This window comes from Streptomyces sp. GB4-14, assembly GCF_022696125.1.
Lineage (GTDB): Bacteria > Actinomycetota > Actinomycetes > Streptomycetales > Streptomycetaceae > Streptomyces > Streptomyces werraensis.
This window is the reverse complement of record NZ_RZHO01000002.1, coordinates 510,573-527,893: the sequence shown is the minus strand read 5'-3', so window position 1 is coordinate 527,893 and position 17,321 is coordinate 510,573. Positions and strand designations below refer to the sequence as shown.

Genomic DNA, 17,321 nt, shown 5'->3' with positions numbered 1-17,321 from the left:
CCGGAACGCCCATCGGGCCCCGCACATCACGACGTCTCCGCCCCTTTCGCCGTAACAGCGGAAGGGGCGGAGACGTCACATGCTGTTAACTATGGGTAGCCAGATCGTACTTGACCGTAATCGGCCGGGAGCGATTGACTGCTGATCCGTTCCCGTCGTCGATGCGAGGCCCCCGCCCATGACCGCAGACCCGCTCGCTCCCCTCGACCTGGCGTTCTGGAACCTCGAATCCGCCGGTCACCCCATGCACCTCGCGGCGCTCGGCGTCTTCACGGCCGGCTCGCCCTCCGCGGCCGCCCACGCCGCGGACCTGCTCGCCGCGCGGTCCGCCGCCGTACCGGGGCTGCGCATGCGCATCCGCGACACCTGGCAGCCCCTCGGGCTGAGGCGCTCACTCGCGGTGCTGCGCCGCTCCTGGCCCGCCCCCGGCGAACCCCTCACGGCCGCGCTGGGCCGCCCGCTCACCTCCGTCGTCCGCGGCTCGCTCGCCTTCGGCGGCGCCGCCCGCGAACCGGACCCCGGCTTCGACCCCCTGGACCACGTCCGGCTGCACGCGCCCGTCGCCGACTTCCACGCGGCCGCGGGCGACCTGATGGGACGCCCCCTGGAGCGCACCCGTCCGCCGTGGGAGGCGCACGTGCTGCCGGAGGAGGGCGGCGCCCGCTTCGCCGTCCTGTTCAAGTTCCACCACGCCCTCGCCGACGGACTGCGCGCCCTCACCCTCGCCGCCGCGCTGATGGACCCGACGGACCTGCCCACGCCCCGGCCACGGCCCGCCGAGCCGCCCCGCGGGGTCGTCCCGGACGTCCGCGAGGTGCCCGGCATGGTGCGCGACGCCCTCGCCGAGGCCGGCCGGGCCCTGGACATCGGCGCCGCCGTCGCCCGGTCCACCCTCGACATGCGCTCCTCGCCCGCCCTGGCCTGCGCGCCCAGCGGCACCCGCCGCACCGCCGGCGTGGTCGTCGACCTCGACGACGTGCACCGCATCCGCAAGAGCGCCGGCGGCACCGTCAACGACGTCCTCATCGCGGTCGTCGCCGGCGCGCTGCGCCGCTGGCTCGACGAGCGGGGCGACGGCAGCGACGGCGTCGCCCCGCGCGCCCTCGTCCCCGTCTCCCGGCGCCGCCCGCGTACCGCCCATCCACAGGGCAACCGGCTGTCGGGGTACTTGATGCGGCTCCCGGTCGACGAGCGGGACCCGGTCACCCGGCTGGCCCGGGTGCGCACCGCCATGGACCGCAACAAGGAGGCGGGCCCGCACCGGGGCGCGGGCGCGGTCGCGCTGCTCGCCGAGCACGTGCCACCGCTCGGCCACCGGCTCGGCGGGCCGCTGCTCGGGCAGGCGGCCCGGCTCTGGTTCGACGTCCTGGTCACCAGCGTGCCGCTGCCCGGCTTCGGCCTGCGCCTCGGCGGCGACCCGCTCGGCGCCGTCTTCCCGCTCGCGCCGCTCGCCCCCGGCCACTCCCTCGCGGTCGCCGTCTCCACCTACCGGGGACGCGTCCACTACGGGCTGGTGGCCGACGGCGCGGCCGTGGAGGACCTCGACCTGCTCGCCCGCGCGGTGAGCGAGGAGGTGACGGCACTCACCGTGGCCTGCGCTCACTGAGCGCAGCGGTTTGGTGCTGCGGCCCGGCGCTCCGTAAAATCCCCCGTTCGACAGCGGACGCGAACGGAGCGCCGCGACAACCGAAGCGGGAACGGCAGCGGCGATGACGGTGACACAGGACGGCCCCGGGACCACGGACGAGGTGGCGTACGGGCCGGGCATCGACCCGGAGCGGCTGGCCGTCTGCCTGAGCGTGCTCGAGGAGCTCGACAAGCTCGACGTGGACCACCCGGACGCGATCAAGGTGCGCCGGGCCACCTCGCACATCTACCGCACGGTCAAGCAGCGCCGCCGCCAGGAGCGCCGGGCCGCCAAGACGGCGCACGACAAGGCGGTCACCGAGGCCACCGCCACCGGCTCCGCCCAGCGCATCGACGACGAGACCGAGGGCATCCTGCCCTCCTCCCGTGTCGAGCCGGGCCGGATCGCGGGGATACTCCAGCGCCCCCGTTCCTGCTACGTCTGCAAGACCCGCTACGTCGAGGTCGACTACTTCTACCACCAGCTCTGCCCGAAGTGCGCCGACGAGAACCGGACCCGACGCGAGGCCCGCGCCGACCTCGGCGGGAAGCGGGCGCTGCTCACCGGCGGCCGCGCCAAGATCGGCATGTACATCGCGCTGCGGCTGCTGCGCGACGGCGCCCACACCACGATCACCACGCGCTTCCCCAAGGACGCCATCCGCCGCTTCAAGGCGATGGACGACTCCGCGGACTGGATCCACCGCCTGGAGGTCGTCGGCATCGACCTGCGCGACCCCGGCCAGGTCGTCGCGCTCGCCGACCAGGTCGCGGAGCAGGGCCCGCTGGACATCCTGATCAACAACGCCACCCAGACGGTGCGCCGGCTGCCGTCCGCCTACGCCGCGCTCGTCGAGGGCGAGAGCGCCCCGCTGCCGGCCGGCGAGCTGCCCGCCCACCACGTCATCGGCGCCTTCAACTCCGGTGCGGTGGACGGCCTGACCGCGCTGCCCGCCGGGACGAGCAACCTGGACGCGCAGGCGGTGGCCGACCTCGCCCTGGTCGCGGGCAACGCGAGCGTGGAGCGGCACCGGGACGGCACCGCCATCGACGCGGGCGGTCTGCTGCCCGACGTGGTCGATTCCAACACCTGGGTGCAGACGATCGAGCAGATCTCCCCGGTGGAGCTGCTGGAGACCCAGCTCTGCAACTACACGGCGCCGTTCATCCTGATCAGCAAGCTGCGCCCGGCGATGGCAGAGGCGGCCCGCCGCTCGTCCTCCCAGCGCGCCTACGTGGTCAACGTGTCCGCGATGGAGGGCGTGTTCGCCCGTGGCTACAAGGGCGCGGGACACCCCAACACCAACGCGGCCAAGGCGGCCATGAACATGGTGACGCGGACCAGCGCGCAGGAGATGTTCGACTCCGACCGGATCCTGATGACCTCGGTCGACACCGGCTGGATCACCGACGAGCGCCCGCACTTCGACAAGCTGCGTCTCGCCGAGGAGGGCTTCCACGCCCCGCTCGACCTGGTCGACGGCGCGGCCCGCGTCTACGACCCGATCGTGCGCGGCGAGGCGGGCGAGGACCTGTACGGCGTCTTCCTGAAGGACTACGCGCCCGGCCGCTGGTGACCCCCCGGACACCGACGACGGCCGGCCGCGCCCGAACCGCGCCCCGGCCGTCCGGACTTGTCCGGTACTTCGGGGCGCGCGTACGTCGATCGAGTGAGCTTTGATGCACACTATGTCACGAAATGCCCGGACATAGCGCCTGATGATGGGCGATCCGTCATGTGATTGTTACAGCCAGTTTTCAGCCCCATCGAGCAGGGGGCCGCTCATTTGGTTAATCTGAGGCGGACGGACAGCAGCAAGGGTCATACCCGCACCCACGATCCGTCTGGGACTGCCGGTTCACCACGGCCTGCTCTCCCCTCGAACGACCGGCGCCACCGCGTCCGAACGGCATTGGACACAGACCCGCTCGGGCGCAGGGCACCGGCCGCAGGGCCGACGCGGTACGTCCCGAGGGTGACCGACACATAAGGAGTGCGCGGTGACACCGGAACAGACGAAACTCGAACAGCGCCCCGACGAACGCACGGAGCGTTCCGGCCGTCGGCCAGGGGAACTGGGAAGCCTCGACGTGTGGGCCCGCTCGGCCCCCATCCGCCTCGCCGGGTACGAGGAGGACCTCGCGGAGCCGCACATCCTCCCCAGCGTCGACTGACACACGTCACCCCCGCACCCCCGCCCGCACCGGGCGTGCCAGACTCGCATCCATGCTGATCAGGGAAGCGCGCTCCGACGACTGGCCGCGCATCTGGCCGTTCTGGCACCGCATCGTCGCGGCGGGCGAGACCTACACGTGGGACCCGGGCACCTCCGAGGAGGACGCCCGGGCCCTGTGGATGAGCCCGGGGAAACGGGTGTACGTGGTCGAGGACGACGACGGGACCGTCGTCGCCTCCGCCTATCTCACCCCCAACTACGGCGGCCCCGCCGCCCGCATCGCCAACGCGGGCTTCATGGTCGACCCCGGCCGGGCGGGCCGGGGGACCGGACGGCTGCTGGCGGAGCACGTGCTCGCCCAGGCGCGCGACGCCGGGTACCGGGGCATGGTGTTCAACGCCGTCGTCGAGACCAACCCCGCGGTGAAGCTGTGGAGTGCGCTCGGCTTCACCGTCCTGGGCACGGTCCCGGACGCCTTCGACCACCCCCGGCACGGCCGGGTCGGGCTCCACGTCATGTACCGGCCGCTGTGACCTCAGGCGCGCTCAGGGCCGGACGTACGGCCGGGTCATGATCTCCATGTTGTGTCCGTCCGGGTCCTCGAAGTAGGCGCCTCTGCCGCCGAACAGGCTGTTCACGCGGCCCGGCTCGGTGTGCCGCGGGTCGGCGTAGTACGTCACCCCGGCCTCCTCCAGGCGCGCGATCATGGCGTCGAACCGCTCCTCGGGCACCAGGAACGCATAGTGCTGGGGCTGCACGGGCTCGTCGCGCAGCTCGTAGTAGTCCAGGGTCACGCCGTTGCCCAGGTCGACCGGCAGGAACGGCCCGAACGGCGCCCCCACCTCCAGACCCAGGATCCCGGCGAGGAACTCGGCGGAGCGTCTGCGGTCACGGGCGTAGACGGCGGTGTGGTTCAACTCGATGTGCGGTGCTGTGGACATGGTCGTCTCTCGTCTCCGGTGTCGGTGTGCCGAACCCCGCCGGCGGATCCACGGCGGAGGGAAGGAACGACCGACGACGGAGGCGCACGCGCCCGCCCCGGACTCACTCCGGAGCCGGGAGCGCCTTTCGTGAACGGCCCGAGGCCGACCCGGCAGTCACGCGTCCGACCCTAGTGCGTCGGCGCGGGGCGGGGCAACGGGATACGACGGCCGGCCCGTTCGGGTCCCGCCGCCGGGAGCCCGCCTTCCCCGGCCCGCGCCGACGCCGAACGCCCGCGGCACTGCGTCCGGCGCGCGCTGACCTGCCCGTACGCGCGCTGGTGGGGGAGGCGGTTCGAGGGGGTCGTGGGAGGGGAGTTGTACCCGGGGGTCCCGCCTCTCGGACGGAATCCCGTACGGCAGCGAACCGGCCACAACCATGGAGCGCCGCATGCATGACGACCGCACCCTGGTCGAAGCCCGTCTGAGGCGGGTCCTCGACGAGCGCGTCCGACCCGCCGTGTACCCCGAGTCCGTGCCCCTGGAGGTGGCGGTGTGGCACGCGCCGGGCGAACCGGTCCCGGTCGCCGAGGGACTGGCCGCCGACGTCCGGCCGATCACCGTCGGCTCCCGCTGGGGCGCTCCCTGGGGCACCAGCTGGTTCCGGGTGACCGGCACCGTCCCCGAGGCGTGGGCCGGCCGCACCGTGGAGGCGATCCTCGACCTCGGCTTCGACGAGAACATGCCCGGCTTCCAGTGCGAAGGGCTGGTCTACCGCCCGGACGGCACGCCGGTGAAGGGCCTCAACCCGCGCAACCAGTGGGTGCGGATCGGCGCCCCCGTCCAGGGCGGGGAGGAGGTGCGCCTGCACGTCGAGGCCGCCTCCAACCCCGTCATCATGGACCACCGCCCGTTCACGCCGACCCCGCTCGGCGACCTGGAGACCGCGGGCAGCGACCCCCAGTACACCCTGACCCGCATGGACCTCGCCGTCCTCGACGAGACCGTGTGGCACCTGGTGACCGATCTGGAGGTGCTCGGCGAGCTGATGGCCGAGCTGCCCGTCGACTCGCCCCGCCGCTGGGAGATCCTCCGCGCCGTCGAGCGCGCCCTGGACGCGCTCGACCTCCAGGACGTCAACGGCACGGCGGAGCGCGCCCGTGCACGCCTCGCCGATGTGCTGGCCGCCCCCGCCGTGCCGTCCGCGCACCGCATCAGCGCCGTCGGGCACGCGCACATCGACTCGGCCTGGCTGTGGCCGCTGCGCGAGACCGTGCGCAAGGTCGCCCGCACCGCCGCCAACATGACCGCCCTCCTCGACGACGAGCCCGACTTCGTCTTCGCCATGTCGCAGGCCCAGCAGTGGGCGTGGGTGAAGGAGCACCGGCCCGAGGTGTGGGCGCGGGTGAAGAAGGCGGTGGCGGACGGACGGTTCGTGCCGGCCGGCGGCATGTGGGTGGAGTCCGACACCAACATGCCCGGCTCCGAGGCCATGGCCCGGCAGTTCGTGCACGGAAAGCGGTTCTTCCTCGACGAGTTCGGCGTCGAGAACGACGAGGCCTGGCTGCCGGACACCTTCGGCTTCGCGGCAGGTCTGCCGCAGATCATCAAGGCCGCGGGCTCCAAGTACCTGCTCACGCAGAAGATCTCCTGGTCCCGCACCAACAGATTCCCGCACCACACCTTCCGCTGGGAGGGCATCGACGGCACCCGCGTCTTCACCCACTTCCCGCCCGTCGACACCTACAACTGCTCCATGCGCGGCGCCGAGATCGCCCACGCCGTCCGCAACTTCAAGGACAAGGGCGCCGCCCGGCACTCCCTCGCGCCCACCGGCTGGGGCGACGGGGGCGGCGGCACCACCCGCGAGATGGTCGCCAAGGCCGCCCGGCTGCGCGACCTCGAGGGGTCGGCCACGGTCACCTGGGAGACCCCGTCCGCCTTCTTCACCAAGGCCGAGGCGGAGAACCCCGAACCGCCCGTCTGGGTCGGCGAGCTGTACCTGGAACTGCACCGCGCCACGCTCACCAGCCAGGCCGGCACCAAGCAGGGCAACCGGCGCAGCGAGCATCTGCTGCGGGAGGCCGAGCTGTGGGCGGCCACGGCCGCCGTGCGCACCGGCTTCCCCTACCCGTACGCGGACCTGGACCGGATCTGGAAGACGGTGCTGCTCCACCAGTTCCACGACATCCTGCCAGGCTCCTCCATCGCCTGGGTGCACCGTGAGGCCCGCGCCACCTACGCCCGGGTCGCCGACGAGCTGAACGCGGTCATCGACGCCGCCCAGCGCGCCCTGGCCGGTGAGGGCAGTGTGCCGCTGGTCTTCAACGCGGCCCCGCACCCCCGCGCCGGCGTCCCGGCGGGCGGCGCGCGCCCGGCCGAGGTGTCCGGACGCACCATGCGCGCGGAGCGCCCCGACGGCGGACACGTCCTGGACAACGGCCTGCTGAGGGTCGGCGTCGACGCCCGGGGCCTGGTCGGCTCCGTCGTCGACCTCGCCACCGGCCGCGAGACCATCGCCCCCGGCCGCACCGGCAACCTGCTCCAGCTGCACCAGGACCTGCCGAACATGTGGGACGCCTGGGACGTGGACGAGTTCTACCGCAACACCGTCACCGACCTCACCGACGCGGACGAGGTCACCCCCGGCGACGACGGAGTCTCGGTGCGGATCGTCCGCACCTTCGGCGACTCCCGCGTGACGCAGGTGCTGTCGCTGCCCCCGGGGGAGAAGCGCCTGGTGGTGGAGACCGAGGTGGACTGGCACGAGACGGAGAAGTTCCTCAAGCTGGCCTTCCCGCTCGACCTGCACACCGACCGCTACGCCTCCGAGACGCAGTTCGGGCACTTCTTCCGGCCCACCCACACCAACACCTCGTGGGAGGCCGCCAAGTTCGAGGCGTGCAACCACCGCTTCGTCCACCTCCAGGAGCCCGACTGGGGGGTCGCGGTCGTCAACGACGGCACGTACGGCCACGACGTGACGCGCACGGTCCGCACCGACGGCGACGGCGGCACGACCACCACCGTCCGCGTCTCCCTGCTGCGCGCCCCCCGCTTCCCCGACCCCGAGACCGACCAGGGGGTGCACCGCTTCCGGCACGCCCTGGTGCCGGGGGCGAGCATCGAAGACGCCGTGCGTGAGGGCTGGCGGATCAACCTGCCCGAGCGGCGCCTCCACGGGGCCGGCGAGGTGGCGCCGCTGGTGAGCGTCGACCGGGACTCCGTGGTGGTCACGGCGGTCAAACTGGCCGACGACGGCAGCGGTGACGTCGTGGTCCGCTTCCACGAGGCGCACGGCGCCCGCGCCGACGCCACACTCACGGCCGGCTTCCCGGTCGCGGGCGTGGACGTGACCGACCTGCTCGAACGCCCCCTCGCGGACACGGCCCCGCCCGCCGTCGACGATGGACGCATCGCCGTACGGCTGCGGCCCTTCGAGCTGAGGACGCTGCGGCTGAGGCGGACCTGACCGGGCGGCGGGGGCCCCGGCCGCCGCCCCCGCCGCAGGACGGCCGGTCACGCGGTCGAGGGCCCCGTATGCTCGGCCGCGTCCGGTCCGTGATCACGACAAGGAGCAGTCCGGCATGAGCGACCCCGGAGTCCCGACGGGCCCGTCCGAGCCGGTTCGGCGGACACTCGGCCGCAGCGGTGTGGAGATCACCCCGCTCGCCCTCGGCACCTCGGGCATCGCCAACCTGTACACCCCGGTCACCGAGGAGCAGGCGCAGGAGGCGGTGCGGGCCGCGCTGCGGCGGGGCATCCGCTCCTTCGACACCGCCCCGCACTACGGCCTCGGCCTCGCCGAACGCCGGCTGGGCGCCGTCCTGCGGGAGCTGCCCCGCGACACCTACACGGTGTCCACCAAGGTGGGCCGCCGTCTCGAACCGTCCGACGCGGGCGGCGACGACCTCGCCCACGGCTTCGCCGTGCCCGCCACCCACCGCCGCGTCTGGGACTTCAGCGCCGACGGCGTCCGCCGCTGCCTGGAGGCGAGCCTGGAACGCCTCGGCCTGGACCGCGTCGACGTCGTCTACCTCCACGACCCCGACGACCACGAGGACCAGGCCTTCCGGGAGGCCTACCCGGCCCTCGAACGGCTCCGCTCCGAAGGCGTCGTCGGGGCCATCGGCGCCGGCATGAACCAGACCGCCATGCTCACCCGCTTCGTCCACGACACCGACGTCGACGTGGTGCTGTGCGCGGGCCGCCACACACTGCTCGACCACAGCGCCGCCGCCGAGCTGCTGCCCGCCGCGCTGGACCGCGGGGTGTCCGTCGTCGTCGGCGGCGCCTTCAACTCCGGCCTGCTCGCCGACCCCCGGCCCGGCGCCACCTACGACTACGCGGCCGCCCCCGCCGCTCTCCTGGAGCGCGCCCTGCGGATCAAGGAGGCCGCCGAACGGCACGGCACCTCGCTGCGCGCCGCCGCCCTCGCCCACTGCGCCGCCCACCCGGCGGTCACCGCCGTCCTGGTCGGCGCCCGCTCGGCCGCCGAGGTCGACGACTGTGCCGACCGCTTCGCGGAACCTGTCCCGGACACCCTGTGGGAGGAACTCCGCGCGACCGGCCTGCTGTGAACCCCGGTCACCGCGCGTGCGACCCCGGCGTGTGCCCGAACGCACGGCGGAACACGTCGATGAAGGCGCTCGTGGACGACCATCCGCACCGGTGCGCCACCTGCGTCACCGGGGTCCGCTCCGCCAGCAGGACCAGCGCGCGGTGCAGGCGGAGCTGGGTACGCCATTGCGGGAAGGTCATCCCGAGATCCCTGCGGAACAGGCGGGACAGCGTGCGGTCGCTCGCTCCGACCTCCCGGCCCAGCTCGGCGAGGGTGCGGTCGTCCGAGGGATCGGCGCGCAGCAGGTCGCAGACCCTGCGCAGCAGCGGATCGTCCGGGGTGGGCAGATGCAAGGGCTGCTGCACCGAGACGCGCAGCTGGTCGAGGAGCACTCCGCGCAGCCTCCTCGCCTCCGGGCTGCCGCGGTCCTCGCTGCGGGTGTGAGCGATGATCAGCTCGCGCAGCAGCGGGCTCACCGCGAGCACGGCGGGGCCGTCCAGCCGCAGCGGATTCTCCCGCGCGGGCAACCCCAACAGGTGCAGCTCGAGGTCGCCGTGCGCCTGGTGGGCGTGGACGGTGCCGGCCGGGACCCAGAGGGCACGGGTCGCCGGGGCGACCCAGGAACCGGCGTTGGTGGTCACGGACACCACCCCCCGGCCGGCGTAGACGATCTGGTGGTCGTCGTGCCGGTGCGCGTCGATCTCCCCGCCGGGGCCCAGGCGTTGGGCGCGGGTGGGAGCCACGGGGGTGTGGCGGACTTCCGTCATCGCCTGGCAGATTATCGGAAGCGGGACATGCGCCGTGCCCCACAGGATGACGAGGTGCGAAGAAACCTCTCGATCACCCTGCTGTCCGTCGGACACGCCTGTGTCGACGTCTACCAAGGGGCCGTCGCCGCCCTCGTGCCCTTCTTCGTCGCCGAGCGCGCCTACAGCTACGCGGCCGTGTCGGGCGTCGTGCTCGCGGCCTCGGTGCTGTCCTCGGTGGCCCAGCCGCTCTTCGGCGTGCTGACCGACCGCCGGGCCGTCCCCTGGCTGCTCCCGGTCAGCACGCTGCTCGCGGGCCTGGGCATCGCGCTGAGCGGGGTGAGCGACTCCTACGCCGTCACGCTCGCGGCCGTCGCGCTGTCCGGCGTGGGAGTCGCGGCGTACCACCCGGAGTCCGCGCGGGTGGCCAGGGCCGTCGCCGGCGGCAGTCACACCGCGATGGGCTGGTTCTCGCTCGGTGGCAACCTGGGTTTCGCCCTGGCGCCGCTCACCGTCGCCGCCGTGGTCGCCGTCGGCGGCCTCCGGCTGACGCCGCTGCTTCTGCTGCCGGCCGTGGCCGGCGCCGCGCTGTGCCTGCCCGTGCTGCGTGCGGAGCGGCCCCGGCCGGCGGGCACGGCCGGGCCGGCCGCGGCGGGCAGGGACGACACCGCGTCGTTCGTACGGCTCTCCCTGGCCGTGGTGTGCCGTTCCGTCGCCTTCGTCGGCCTGGGCGCGTTCGTCTCGCTGTACGCAGCCGAGCGCATGGACGGCAGCAAAGCCGCAGGGACTGCCGCCTTGTTCCTGCTGTACCTGGGGGGTGCGGCCGGCAGCGTTCTCGGCGGCGCGCTGGCCGGCCGCTGGGGCCGGATCCGGGTCTCGCACTGGTCGTACCTCCTGACGGCCGGATCCATCGCCGGGCTGCTCCTCGCCCCCGGCCCGGCCCTCTACCCGTTCGTCGCACTCACCTCGGCCGGCCTCTACGTCCCGTTCTCGCTGCAGGTCACCCTCGGGCAGGACTACCTGCCGTCGCGGGTCGGCACCGCCAGTGGGATCACGCTCGGCCTGACCGTGAGCGTCGGCGGCCTGATCAGCCCGCTCATCGGCGCCCTGGCCGACCACACGTCCCTCCGGACGGCCCTCACCCCGCTGATCCTCATGCCCGTCCTGGCCTGGCTGCTGTTCCGCACACTGCCCGAGCCCGCGCTCCCGTCACCGTCCGGCGTCACGGAGGCGGACGGCCCCGCGCCGTCGCACACGCCCTAGGACCTCCGCGCGCTCCCGGCCAGCCGGGTCGGCGGGAGGAACTCACGGACGTACGTCCGCTCCCAGCACGCGCCCGTCTCACGCAGCTCCCTCCACGTGGTGAAGCGGTAGCGGAACAGGCGGGCGCGGATGTGGCGGGGCGGGGCGTCCGCGGGGAAGGGGGAGCGGCGCAGGAGGCGGAGCGTGTCGGGGTCGTTCTCCAGCAGCCGCTCCACCAGGCCGCCGAACCAGGGGCTCGCGTAGGCGGGGGACAGCGCCGCGAACCACATCAGCCAGTCCAGCCGCAGGTGGTACGGAGCGAACTGGCGTGGCCAGCGCCGGGGGTCGCACGGCTTGCCCTTGAACTCGTACTCCCGCCAGTCGGAGTCCTCCCGGGGCGCCTCGTCCGCCGTGCCCTCCAGCACCACCTCGTGCCGCACCCGGCCCACGGTGCCGAACGCCCCGTAGGTGTTGACCAGGTGCAGCGGGTCGAAGGAGCGGTTCATCACCTGGCGCCGCGAGAGCATGTTCCGCACCGGCGCGTGGCTGAGCCCGAGCAGCAGCGCGGACACGGCGAGCACGACCACCACGTACCAGAGCGGGGCGTCGCCCACCGGCGGCGCATCGGACGGCCAGGCCACGGCGGGCAGCGCCAGCACGATGGTGATCCAGTTCAGCCAGGCGAAGTTCCCGGACAGCACCAGCCACAGCTGGGTGACGATCATCAGCGCGGCGGCCGCCGACGCGACCGGCTGCGGCGCGAACAGAAGGAACGGCACCGCCAGTTGCGTGACATGGTTGGCGGCCGTCTCGACCCGGTGCAGCGGCTTCGGCAGGTGGTGGAAGAACCAGCTCAGCGGCCCCGGCATCGGCTGGGTCTCGTGATGGTGGTCCAGACAGGTGAGGCGGCGCCAGCACTCGTCGCCGCGCATCTTGATCAGCCCGGCGCCGAACTCCACCCGGAACAGCACCCACCGCAGCAGGAACAGCACGACGACCGGCGGCGCCACCTCGTCGTTGCCGAGGAACACGCCGAGGAACCCCACCTCCAGCAGCAGCGACTCCCAGCCGAACGCGTACCAGGTCTGCCCCACGTTCACGATCGACAGGTACAGCGCCCACGGCACCAGCCACAGCAGCATCGCCGCCCACAGCGGCACCAGCGCGTCCGCCCCCGCGAGCAGCGCCACTGCCACCGCGCACCCAGCCCACGCGCACCCGGCGAAGAAGCGGTCCGAGTAGTGCAGGTGGAACAGGCTGGGGGAGCGGCGCGCGGGCACCCTCTCCACGAAGCGCGGCACCGGCAGCATGCCCCGCTCCCCGATCAGCGCGCGGAACTGCAGCGCCGCGGCCGCGAACGCGACCAGATAGAGGGCGGCCAGCCCCTTCTGGAAGACCAGCCGGCTCGTCCAGTACTCGGTCGCGCCGAACCACTCCACGACCGCACCCTCCGTCCCGCGCCGCCGGGCCGTCCCGGCCCCTCCTGTCACTCCCTACCGCCTGTGACGTCCCGGGTACCACCCGGCGGCACGGGATACCCGTGTCCTGGATGTCCCAGCAGTCGAAGAATCACCCGAATCCTGGCAAGGTGGCCCCATGGCTGATCGGGGAGCGAGCCCCGTGTCACTCCCGGAAGACTGGCCGGAACACCCGGATCCGATCCTGGCGCTCAACCGCATGGGCAGTTTCGACTGGGACCTGGACGCCGGGGTGATGCAGATGGACGCCCAGGCGCACGAGATCTTCGACGTGCGCCCCGACGAGTACGACGACCGGCCGGAGACCCTCGCCGCCCGCGTCCCGCCCGAGGAGGCGCGGCGCCTGGACGCCGTGGTGGCCCGCGCCCTCAACTCCGGCCAGGAGAACTACGGCGCCTACTTCCGCGTCCGCTGCCGCGACGGCTCGCTGCGCTGGACCCACACCCAGGGCTACATCCGGCGGGACAAGGCCGGCCGGCCCCACCGCATCATCGGCATCGTCCGCGACGCCACCCAGGAGCTGCAGGACAGCAGCGACCGCCGCGACCAGGCCCTCCAGGAGAGCCTGCGCCGTCGGCAGACCAACGTGGTCCAGCTGACCACCGCTGCGCTCGCCCACGCCCGGACCGTGCAGGACGTCATCGACGTCCTCAAGGACACCCACGGCCTCACCCATCTGGGCGCGACCAGTCTGGTGATGGGTCTGGTCGAGGCCGGCCGGATCCGGCTCGTCGCGGAAGGACCGGCGGGCAGCTTCGTGCCCGGCACCGAGCTCACCGGGATCGACGAGCGGTACCCGATGAGCGAGGCGGTCCGCACCCTCAGCCCCCGCTTCATCGAGTCCCCGGAGGAGTTCGCCGAGCGCTACCCGGAGCTGTGGCGGGGCATCACGGGGCTGAACATCACCTCGGCCGCCTATCTGCCGCTCATCGTGCAGGCCCGCCCGATCGGCGCGATGGGCCTGCTCTACAGCGACCGGCGCGGCTTCACCGCGGAGGAGCGCAACATCCTGGTCGCGCTGGGCAGCAGCATCGCCCAGAGCCTGCAGCGCGCGATGTTCTACGAGAAGGAGATGGACCTCGCGCAGGGGCTCCAGCAGGCCATGCTGCCCCGCACCATCCCCAGCGTGCCCGGCGCGGACCTCGCGGTCCGCTACCGCGCCGCCACCTTCGGCGGCACCTTCGGCCGGGACATCGGCGGCGACTGGTACGACCTGATCCCGCTGCCCGGCGGCACCGCCGGCGGCAGCCGGGTCGGCGCCGTCATCGGCGACGTCCAGGGCCACGACACGCACGCCGCCGCCGTCATGGGCCAGCTCCGCATCGTGCTGCGCGCCTATGCCGCCGAGGGGCACACGCCCGCCACCGTCATGGCCCGCGCCTCCGTCTTCCTCCGCGAACTCGACACCGACCGCTCCGCGACCTGCCTCTACGCCGAGGTCGACCTGTCCACCGGCGTCATCCAGGCGGTCCGCGCCGGGCACATCGACCCGATGGTGCGCCGCGCCGACGGCTCCTGCCACCGGGTGCCCGTCCCCGGCGGGCTGCCGCTCGGCCTGTCCGCCGAGTTCGGCGGGCTGCAGTACCCGGTGGGGCGGATCGAGCTCGAGCCGGGTGAGACGCTCGTGCTGTGCACCGACGGCCTGGTCGAGCAGCCCGGAGCCGACCTCGACGACGGCGTGGAGACCCTCGCCGCGCTGATCGCCGTCGGCCCCGACGACGTACGCGACCTGGCCGACCGGCTGATCGAGGTGGCCGACGAGCGGGGCGGCGACGACGACGTGGCGCTGCTCCTGCTGCGCCGCCGCGAGCCGGAGGGCCCGCGTTCCGGCGGCCGGCTCAGGCAGCTGGTGCCGCCCGGCGACCCGGAGGCGCTGTCCGCCACCCGGCGCATGATCCGCACCGCCGCCACGGCGTGGGGCGCCCGGGACCGGGCCGACGAGATCGAACTGGTCGCCGACGAGATGATCACCAACGTGCTGATGCACACGGAGGGGTCCGCGGAGGTCACGCTCCGGGTGCTCGACGGCGCCGAACGGCGGCTGCGCGTGGAGGTCGAGGACTCCTCCAGCGCCCTGCCGCGCCGCCGTGAGGCCGGCGAGGGCGGTGTCTCCGGCCGGGGTCTGCTGCTGGTGGAGACGCTCACCGACCTGTGGGGCGTGGAGGCGCGCGGCGGCGGCAAGTGCGTGTGGAGCGAGTTCGTGGTCGTGAAGGACCCGGAGCCGGCCGGCGGCGGGCGGCCCGGCACGGGCTGAGGACACCCGCCGCCGGTGGCACCCTTGACGCATGCCGGAACTCCCCGAGGTCGAGGCGCTCAAGGACTTCCTCACCGAGCACCTGACCGGCCACGAGATCGTCCGGGCGCTGCCCGTGGCGATCAGCGTCCTGAAGACCTACGACCCGCCGCTCACCGCCGTCGAGGGACGCGAGGTCACCGCCGTGCGGCGGTACGGCAAGTTCCTCGCGCTGGCCACGGACGGGGGCCCGCACCTCGTCACCCATCTGGCGCGCGCGGGCTGGCTGCACTGGAAGGACCCGCTGCCCAGCGGCGTGCCCCGCCCCGGCAAGGGCCCGCTGGCGCTGCGCGTCGCCCTGGAGACCGGCGCCGGCTTCGATCTGACGGAGGCCGGCACCCAGAAGAGGCTCGCCGTGTACGTGGTGGCCGACCCGGCGCAGGTCCCGGGGATCGCGCGGCTCGGCCCGGACCCGCTGGCCGGTGACTTTGACGAGGCGCGCCTTGCGGAGCTGCTCTCCGGGGAGCGCCGACGGCTCAAGGGCGCCCTGCGCGACCAGAGCCTGATCGCGGGCGTCGGCAACGCCTACAGCGACGAGATCCTGCACGCCGCCCGCATGTCCCCCTTCAAGCTGGCCTCCTCGCTCTCCCCGGAGGAGACGGCCCGGCTCTACGAGGCGCTGCGGACCACCCTCACCGACGCCGTGGAACGCTCGCGCGGGCTGGCGGCCGGGAGGCTGAAGGCGGAGAAGAAGACCGGCCTGCGCGTGCACGGCCGCACCGGCGAGCCCTGTCCGGTGTGCGGGGACACCATCCGCGAGGTGTCGTTCAGCGACTCGTCGCTGCAGTACTGCCCCACCTGCCAGACGGGCGGCAAGCCGCTGGCCGACCGGAGACTGTCCCGGCTGCTGAAGTGACCCCCGCACACTCCCCGCCACGGACCGCCGGGGTCACTCGGGCCGTAGCACCACCAGCGTCTCGCCCTCCGTGGAGCGCACCTCGTACCGCTCGATGTCGCCGGAGCGCATCGCGGAGCCGCCCGGGACGGTGTTGGGGCGGGCGTCGTGCCGGGGCACGGCCCAGTTCGTCATGACGTTCTCGGAGCCGTCGCGGCCGATGCCCACCAGGACGCAGTCGCGCGGTCCCGCCGCGTCCTTCACCCGCAGCTCCACGCTGCTGCCCCAGTCGCGGTCCTCGACCTTCACCTCGGCCCACACCCCGGAACGCTCGTCGGTCGCCTCCACGGTCAGCGGGCGCGGCCCGTCGTCGCCCCGCGCCGCCACCGTGACCGCCGGGGCGGACACCGCCAGCACCACGGAGGCGGCCAGCGCCAGCAGCATCCGGCGCCGTCCGACGCGCCGCCGGGCGGACACCTGGGTGAGCAGGCGGTCCAGCATCCGCGGCGAGGGCTGTGCCGCCGGGTGGACCGTGCGCGGGGTCGCGCTGCGGTAGAGCATCAACTGGCGTGTCGCGGGGCCGAACTCGGTCACCTGGACGGCGCAGCTGGGGCACTCCATGAGGTGGTCCTCGAAGCGGAACGCCTCCGCCTCGTCCAGCACGCCGAGCGCGTAGGCGCCGACGTCGCGATGCCTCTCCAGGGACCTCATGCCGAATCCTCGTGCCTTTGGGTGCGGGTGGGGTTACTCCTTGCTCCCACCGGTACGCACCAGGCAGCCGAATGACTCAGCGGCGCACCGAATCGTGACCTAAGGATTCGGAGACCTCGGGCCCGCGGATTGGTCGGATTTTCCGCGGACCTCGGAACGGGCAGGGACGGCCCTGGAAGAGCCCTAGAAGAGGTGGATGGCGAGGTGCCCGAGCGGCAGTCCGAGCTGCCACGCCGGCGTCCACACCTTCGGCCCCTCGTCCTCGCCGGCCGCCCCGCCGCCCGGCACCGCGTTCAGGTCCGGGGCGAGCAGCTCCGTCTCCCGCAGCCACCGCCAGGCCTCCACGGCCAGCTCCAGGTCCGGGCCCGGCGTGCCCCTGCCGGACGCGGCGGCGTCCGTCGCCAGGTCGTCCAGCCGCTCCTGCACCCACTCCTGCCAGGGCTGGTCGTAGGCGGTCAGCGACAGCCAGGTCTCCAGCTGGGTGATGACCCGGATGCCGGACAGTTCGCCGTCGGTGTCGGACAGGAAGACGGTCAGCGCCAGCGCGTCCCGGCCGGCCCGGAACTCCACGGACGTCGGCGGCATGAGGTCGCCGGTGCGCAGCAGTTCGTCCGCGATGTACTCGGCGTAGAACCAGGCCATGGGGACGGCGGGTCCACCGTCGCCGTCCGTGCTCTCTCGACCTCTGTGCAGCATCCCTTCCTGCCTCCTCCGGTGCGTGCGCGTCGCCCG

General features: G+C 73.4%; 14 protein-coding genes. 9 read left to right on the top strand and 5 right to left on the bottom strand.

Annotation, left to right across the window (positions count from 1 at the left end; translation table 11 throughout):
• Window positions 1-178: 178 nt before the first annotated feature.
• The 4 genes from ELQ39_RS03630 (at window position 179) to ELQ39_RS03615 (ending at window position 4,336) form a co-directional block, all read left to right on the top strand.
• A complete protein-coding gene (locus tag ELQ39_RS03630; protein WP_242590964.1) occupies window positions 179-1,606 on the top strand; it encodes a wax ester/triacylglycerol synthase family O-acyltransferase in 1,428 nt (475 codons plus the stop codon).
• A 103-nt stretch (window positions 1,607-1,709) separates the two neighbouring features.
• A complete protein-coding gene (locus ELQ39_RS03625) occupies window positions 1,710-3,203 on the top strand; it encodes an SDR family NAD(P)-dependent oxidoreductase (protein ID WP_190001858.1) in 1,494 nt (497 codons plus the stop codon).
• Between the two features lie 424 nt (window positions 3,204-3,627).
• Window positions 3,628-3,801: a hypothetical protein gene (locus tag ELQ39_RS03620; protein ID WP_190001859.1), complete on the top strand. Its 174-nt coding sequence runs from the start codon at window positions 3,628-3,630 to the stop codon at window positions 3,799-3,801.
• 52 nt (window positions 3,802-3,853) lie between these two features.
• Window positions 3,854-4,336, top strand: coding sequence for a GNAT family N-acetyltransferase (locus ELQ39_RS03615; protein ID WP_242590963.1), 483 nt, complete (start codon window positions 3,854-3,856; stop codon window positions 4,334-4,336).
• Between the two features lie 12 nt (window positions 4,337-4,348).
• Here the strand turns inward: ELQ39_RS03615 and ELQ39_RS03610 are convergent, their stop codons facing one another.
• A complete protein-coding gene (locus ELQ39_RS03610) occupies window positions 4,349-4,744 on the bottom strand; it encodes a VOC family protein (RefSeq protein ID WP_190001861.1) in 396 nt (131 codons plus the stop codon).
• Between the two features lie 430 nt (window positions 4,745-5,174).
• On the opposite strand from ELQ39_RS03610, the gene ELQ39_RS03605 reads away from it, so the two are divergent.
• Both ELQ39_RS03605 and ELQ39_RS03600 read left to right on the top strand, forming a co-directional pair.
• Window positions 5,175-8,195, top strand: coding sequence for an alpha-mannosidase (locus ELQ39_RS03605; protein WP_242590962.1), 3,021 nt, complete (start codon window positions 5,175-5,177; stop codon window positions 8,193-8,195).
• Window positions 8,196-8,310: 115 nt separating this feature from the next.
• Entirely contained in the window at window positions 8,311-9,303 is a 993-nt protein-coding gene (locus ELQ39_RS03600; protein ID WP_242590961.1) for an aldo/keto reductase, read from the top strand.
• Window positions 9,304-9,310: 7 nt separating this feature from the next.
• Here ELQ39_RS03600 and ELQ39_RS03595 read toward each other — a convergent pair whose 3' ends face one another.
• A complete protein-coding gene (locus ELQ39_RS03595; protein ID WP_242590960.1) occupies window positions 9,311-10,051 on the bottom strand; it encodes a helix-turn-helix domain-containing protein in 741 nt (246 codons plus the stop codon).
• Between the two features lie 54 nt (window positions 10,052-10,105).
• Here ELQ39_RS03595 and ELQ39_RS03590 point away from each other — a divergent pair, with 54 nt between their 5' ends.
• On the top strand, window positions 10,106-11,293 hold the full coding sequence (locus tag ELQ39_RS03590) for an MFS transporter (RefSeq protein WP_242590959.1): 1,188 nt from the start codon (window positions 10,106-10,108) through the stop codon (window positions 11,291-11,293).
• Here ELQ39_RS03590 and ELQ39_RS03585 read toward each other — a convergent pair.
• On the bottom strand, window positions 11,290-12,711 hold the full coding sequence (locus ELQ39_RS03585) for a lipase maturation factor family protein (RefSeq protein WP_242590958.1): 1,422 nt from the start codon (window positions 12,709-12,711) through the stop codon (window positions 11,290-11,292). The two genes, ELQ39_RS03590 and ELQ39_RS03585, sit on opposite strands and share 4 nt — an antisense overlap.
• A 157-nt stretch (window positions 12,712-12,868) precedes the next feature.
• On the opposite strand from ELQ39_RS03585, the gene ELQ39_RS03580 reads away from it, so the two are divergent.
• Together ELQ39_RS03580 and ELQ39_RS03575 are read left to right on the top strand one after the other, a co-directional pair.
• Complete coding sequence (locus tag ELQ39_RS03580) at window positions 12,869-15,004, top strand: SpoIIE family protein phosphatase (protein ID WP_242590957.1); 2,136 nt, start codon at window positions 12,869-12,871, stop codon at window positions 15,002-15,004.
• Between the two features lie 31 nt (window positions 15,005-15,035).
• Complete coding sequence (locus ELQ39_RS03575) at window positions 15,036-15,899, top strand: Fpg/Nei family DNA glycosylase (protein WP_242590956.1); 864 nt, start codon at window positions 15,036-15,038, stop codon at window positions 15,897-15,899.
• A gap of 33 nt (window positions 15,900-15,932) precedes the next feature.
• On the opposite strand, the gene ELQ39_RS03570 is transcribed toward ELQ39_RS03575, so the two are convergent.
• A complete protein-coding gene (locus ELQ39_RS03570) occupies window positions 15,933-16,589 on the bottom strand; it encodes a zf-HC2 domain-containing protein (RefSeq protein ID WP_242590955.1) in 657 nt (218 codons plus the stop codon).
• Between the two features lie 183 nt (window positions 16,590-16,772).
• On the bottom strand, window positions 16,773-17,285 hold the full coding sequence (locus tag ELQ39_RS03565) for a hypothetical protein (protein WP_225628545.1): 513 nt from the start codon (window positions 17,283-17,285) through the stop codon (window positions 16,773-16,775).
• Between the last annotated feature and the right edge of the window lie 36 nt (window positions 17,286-17,321).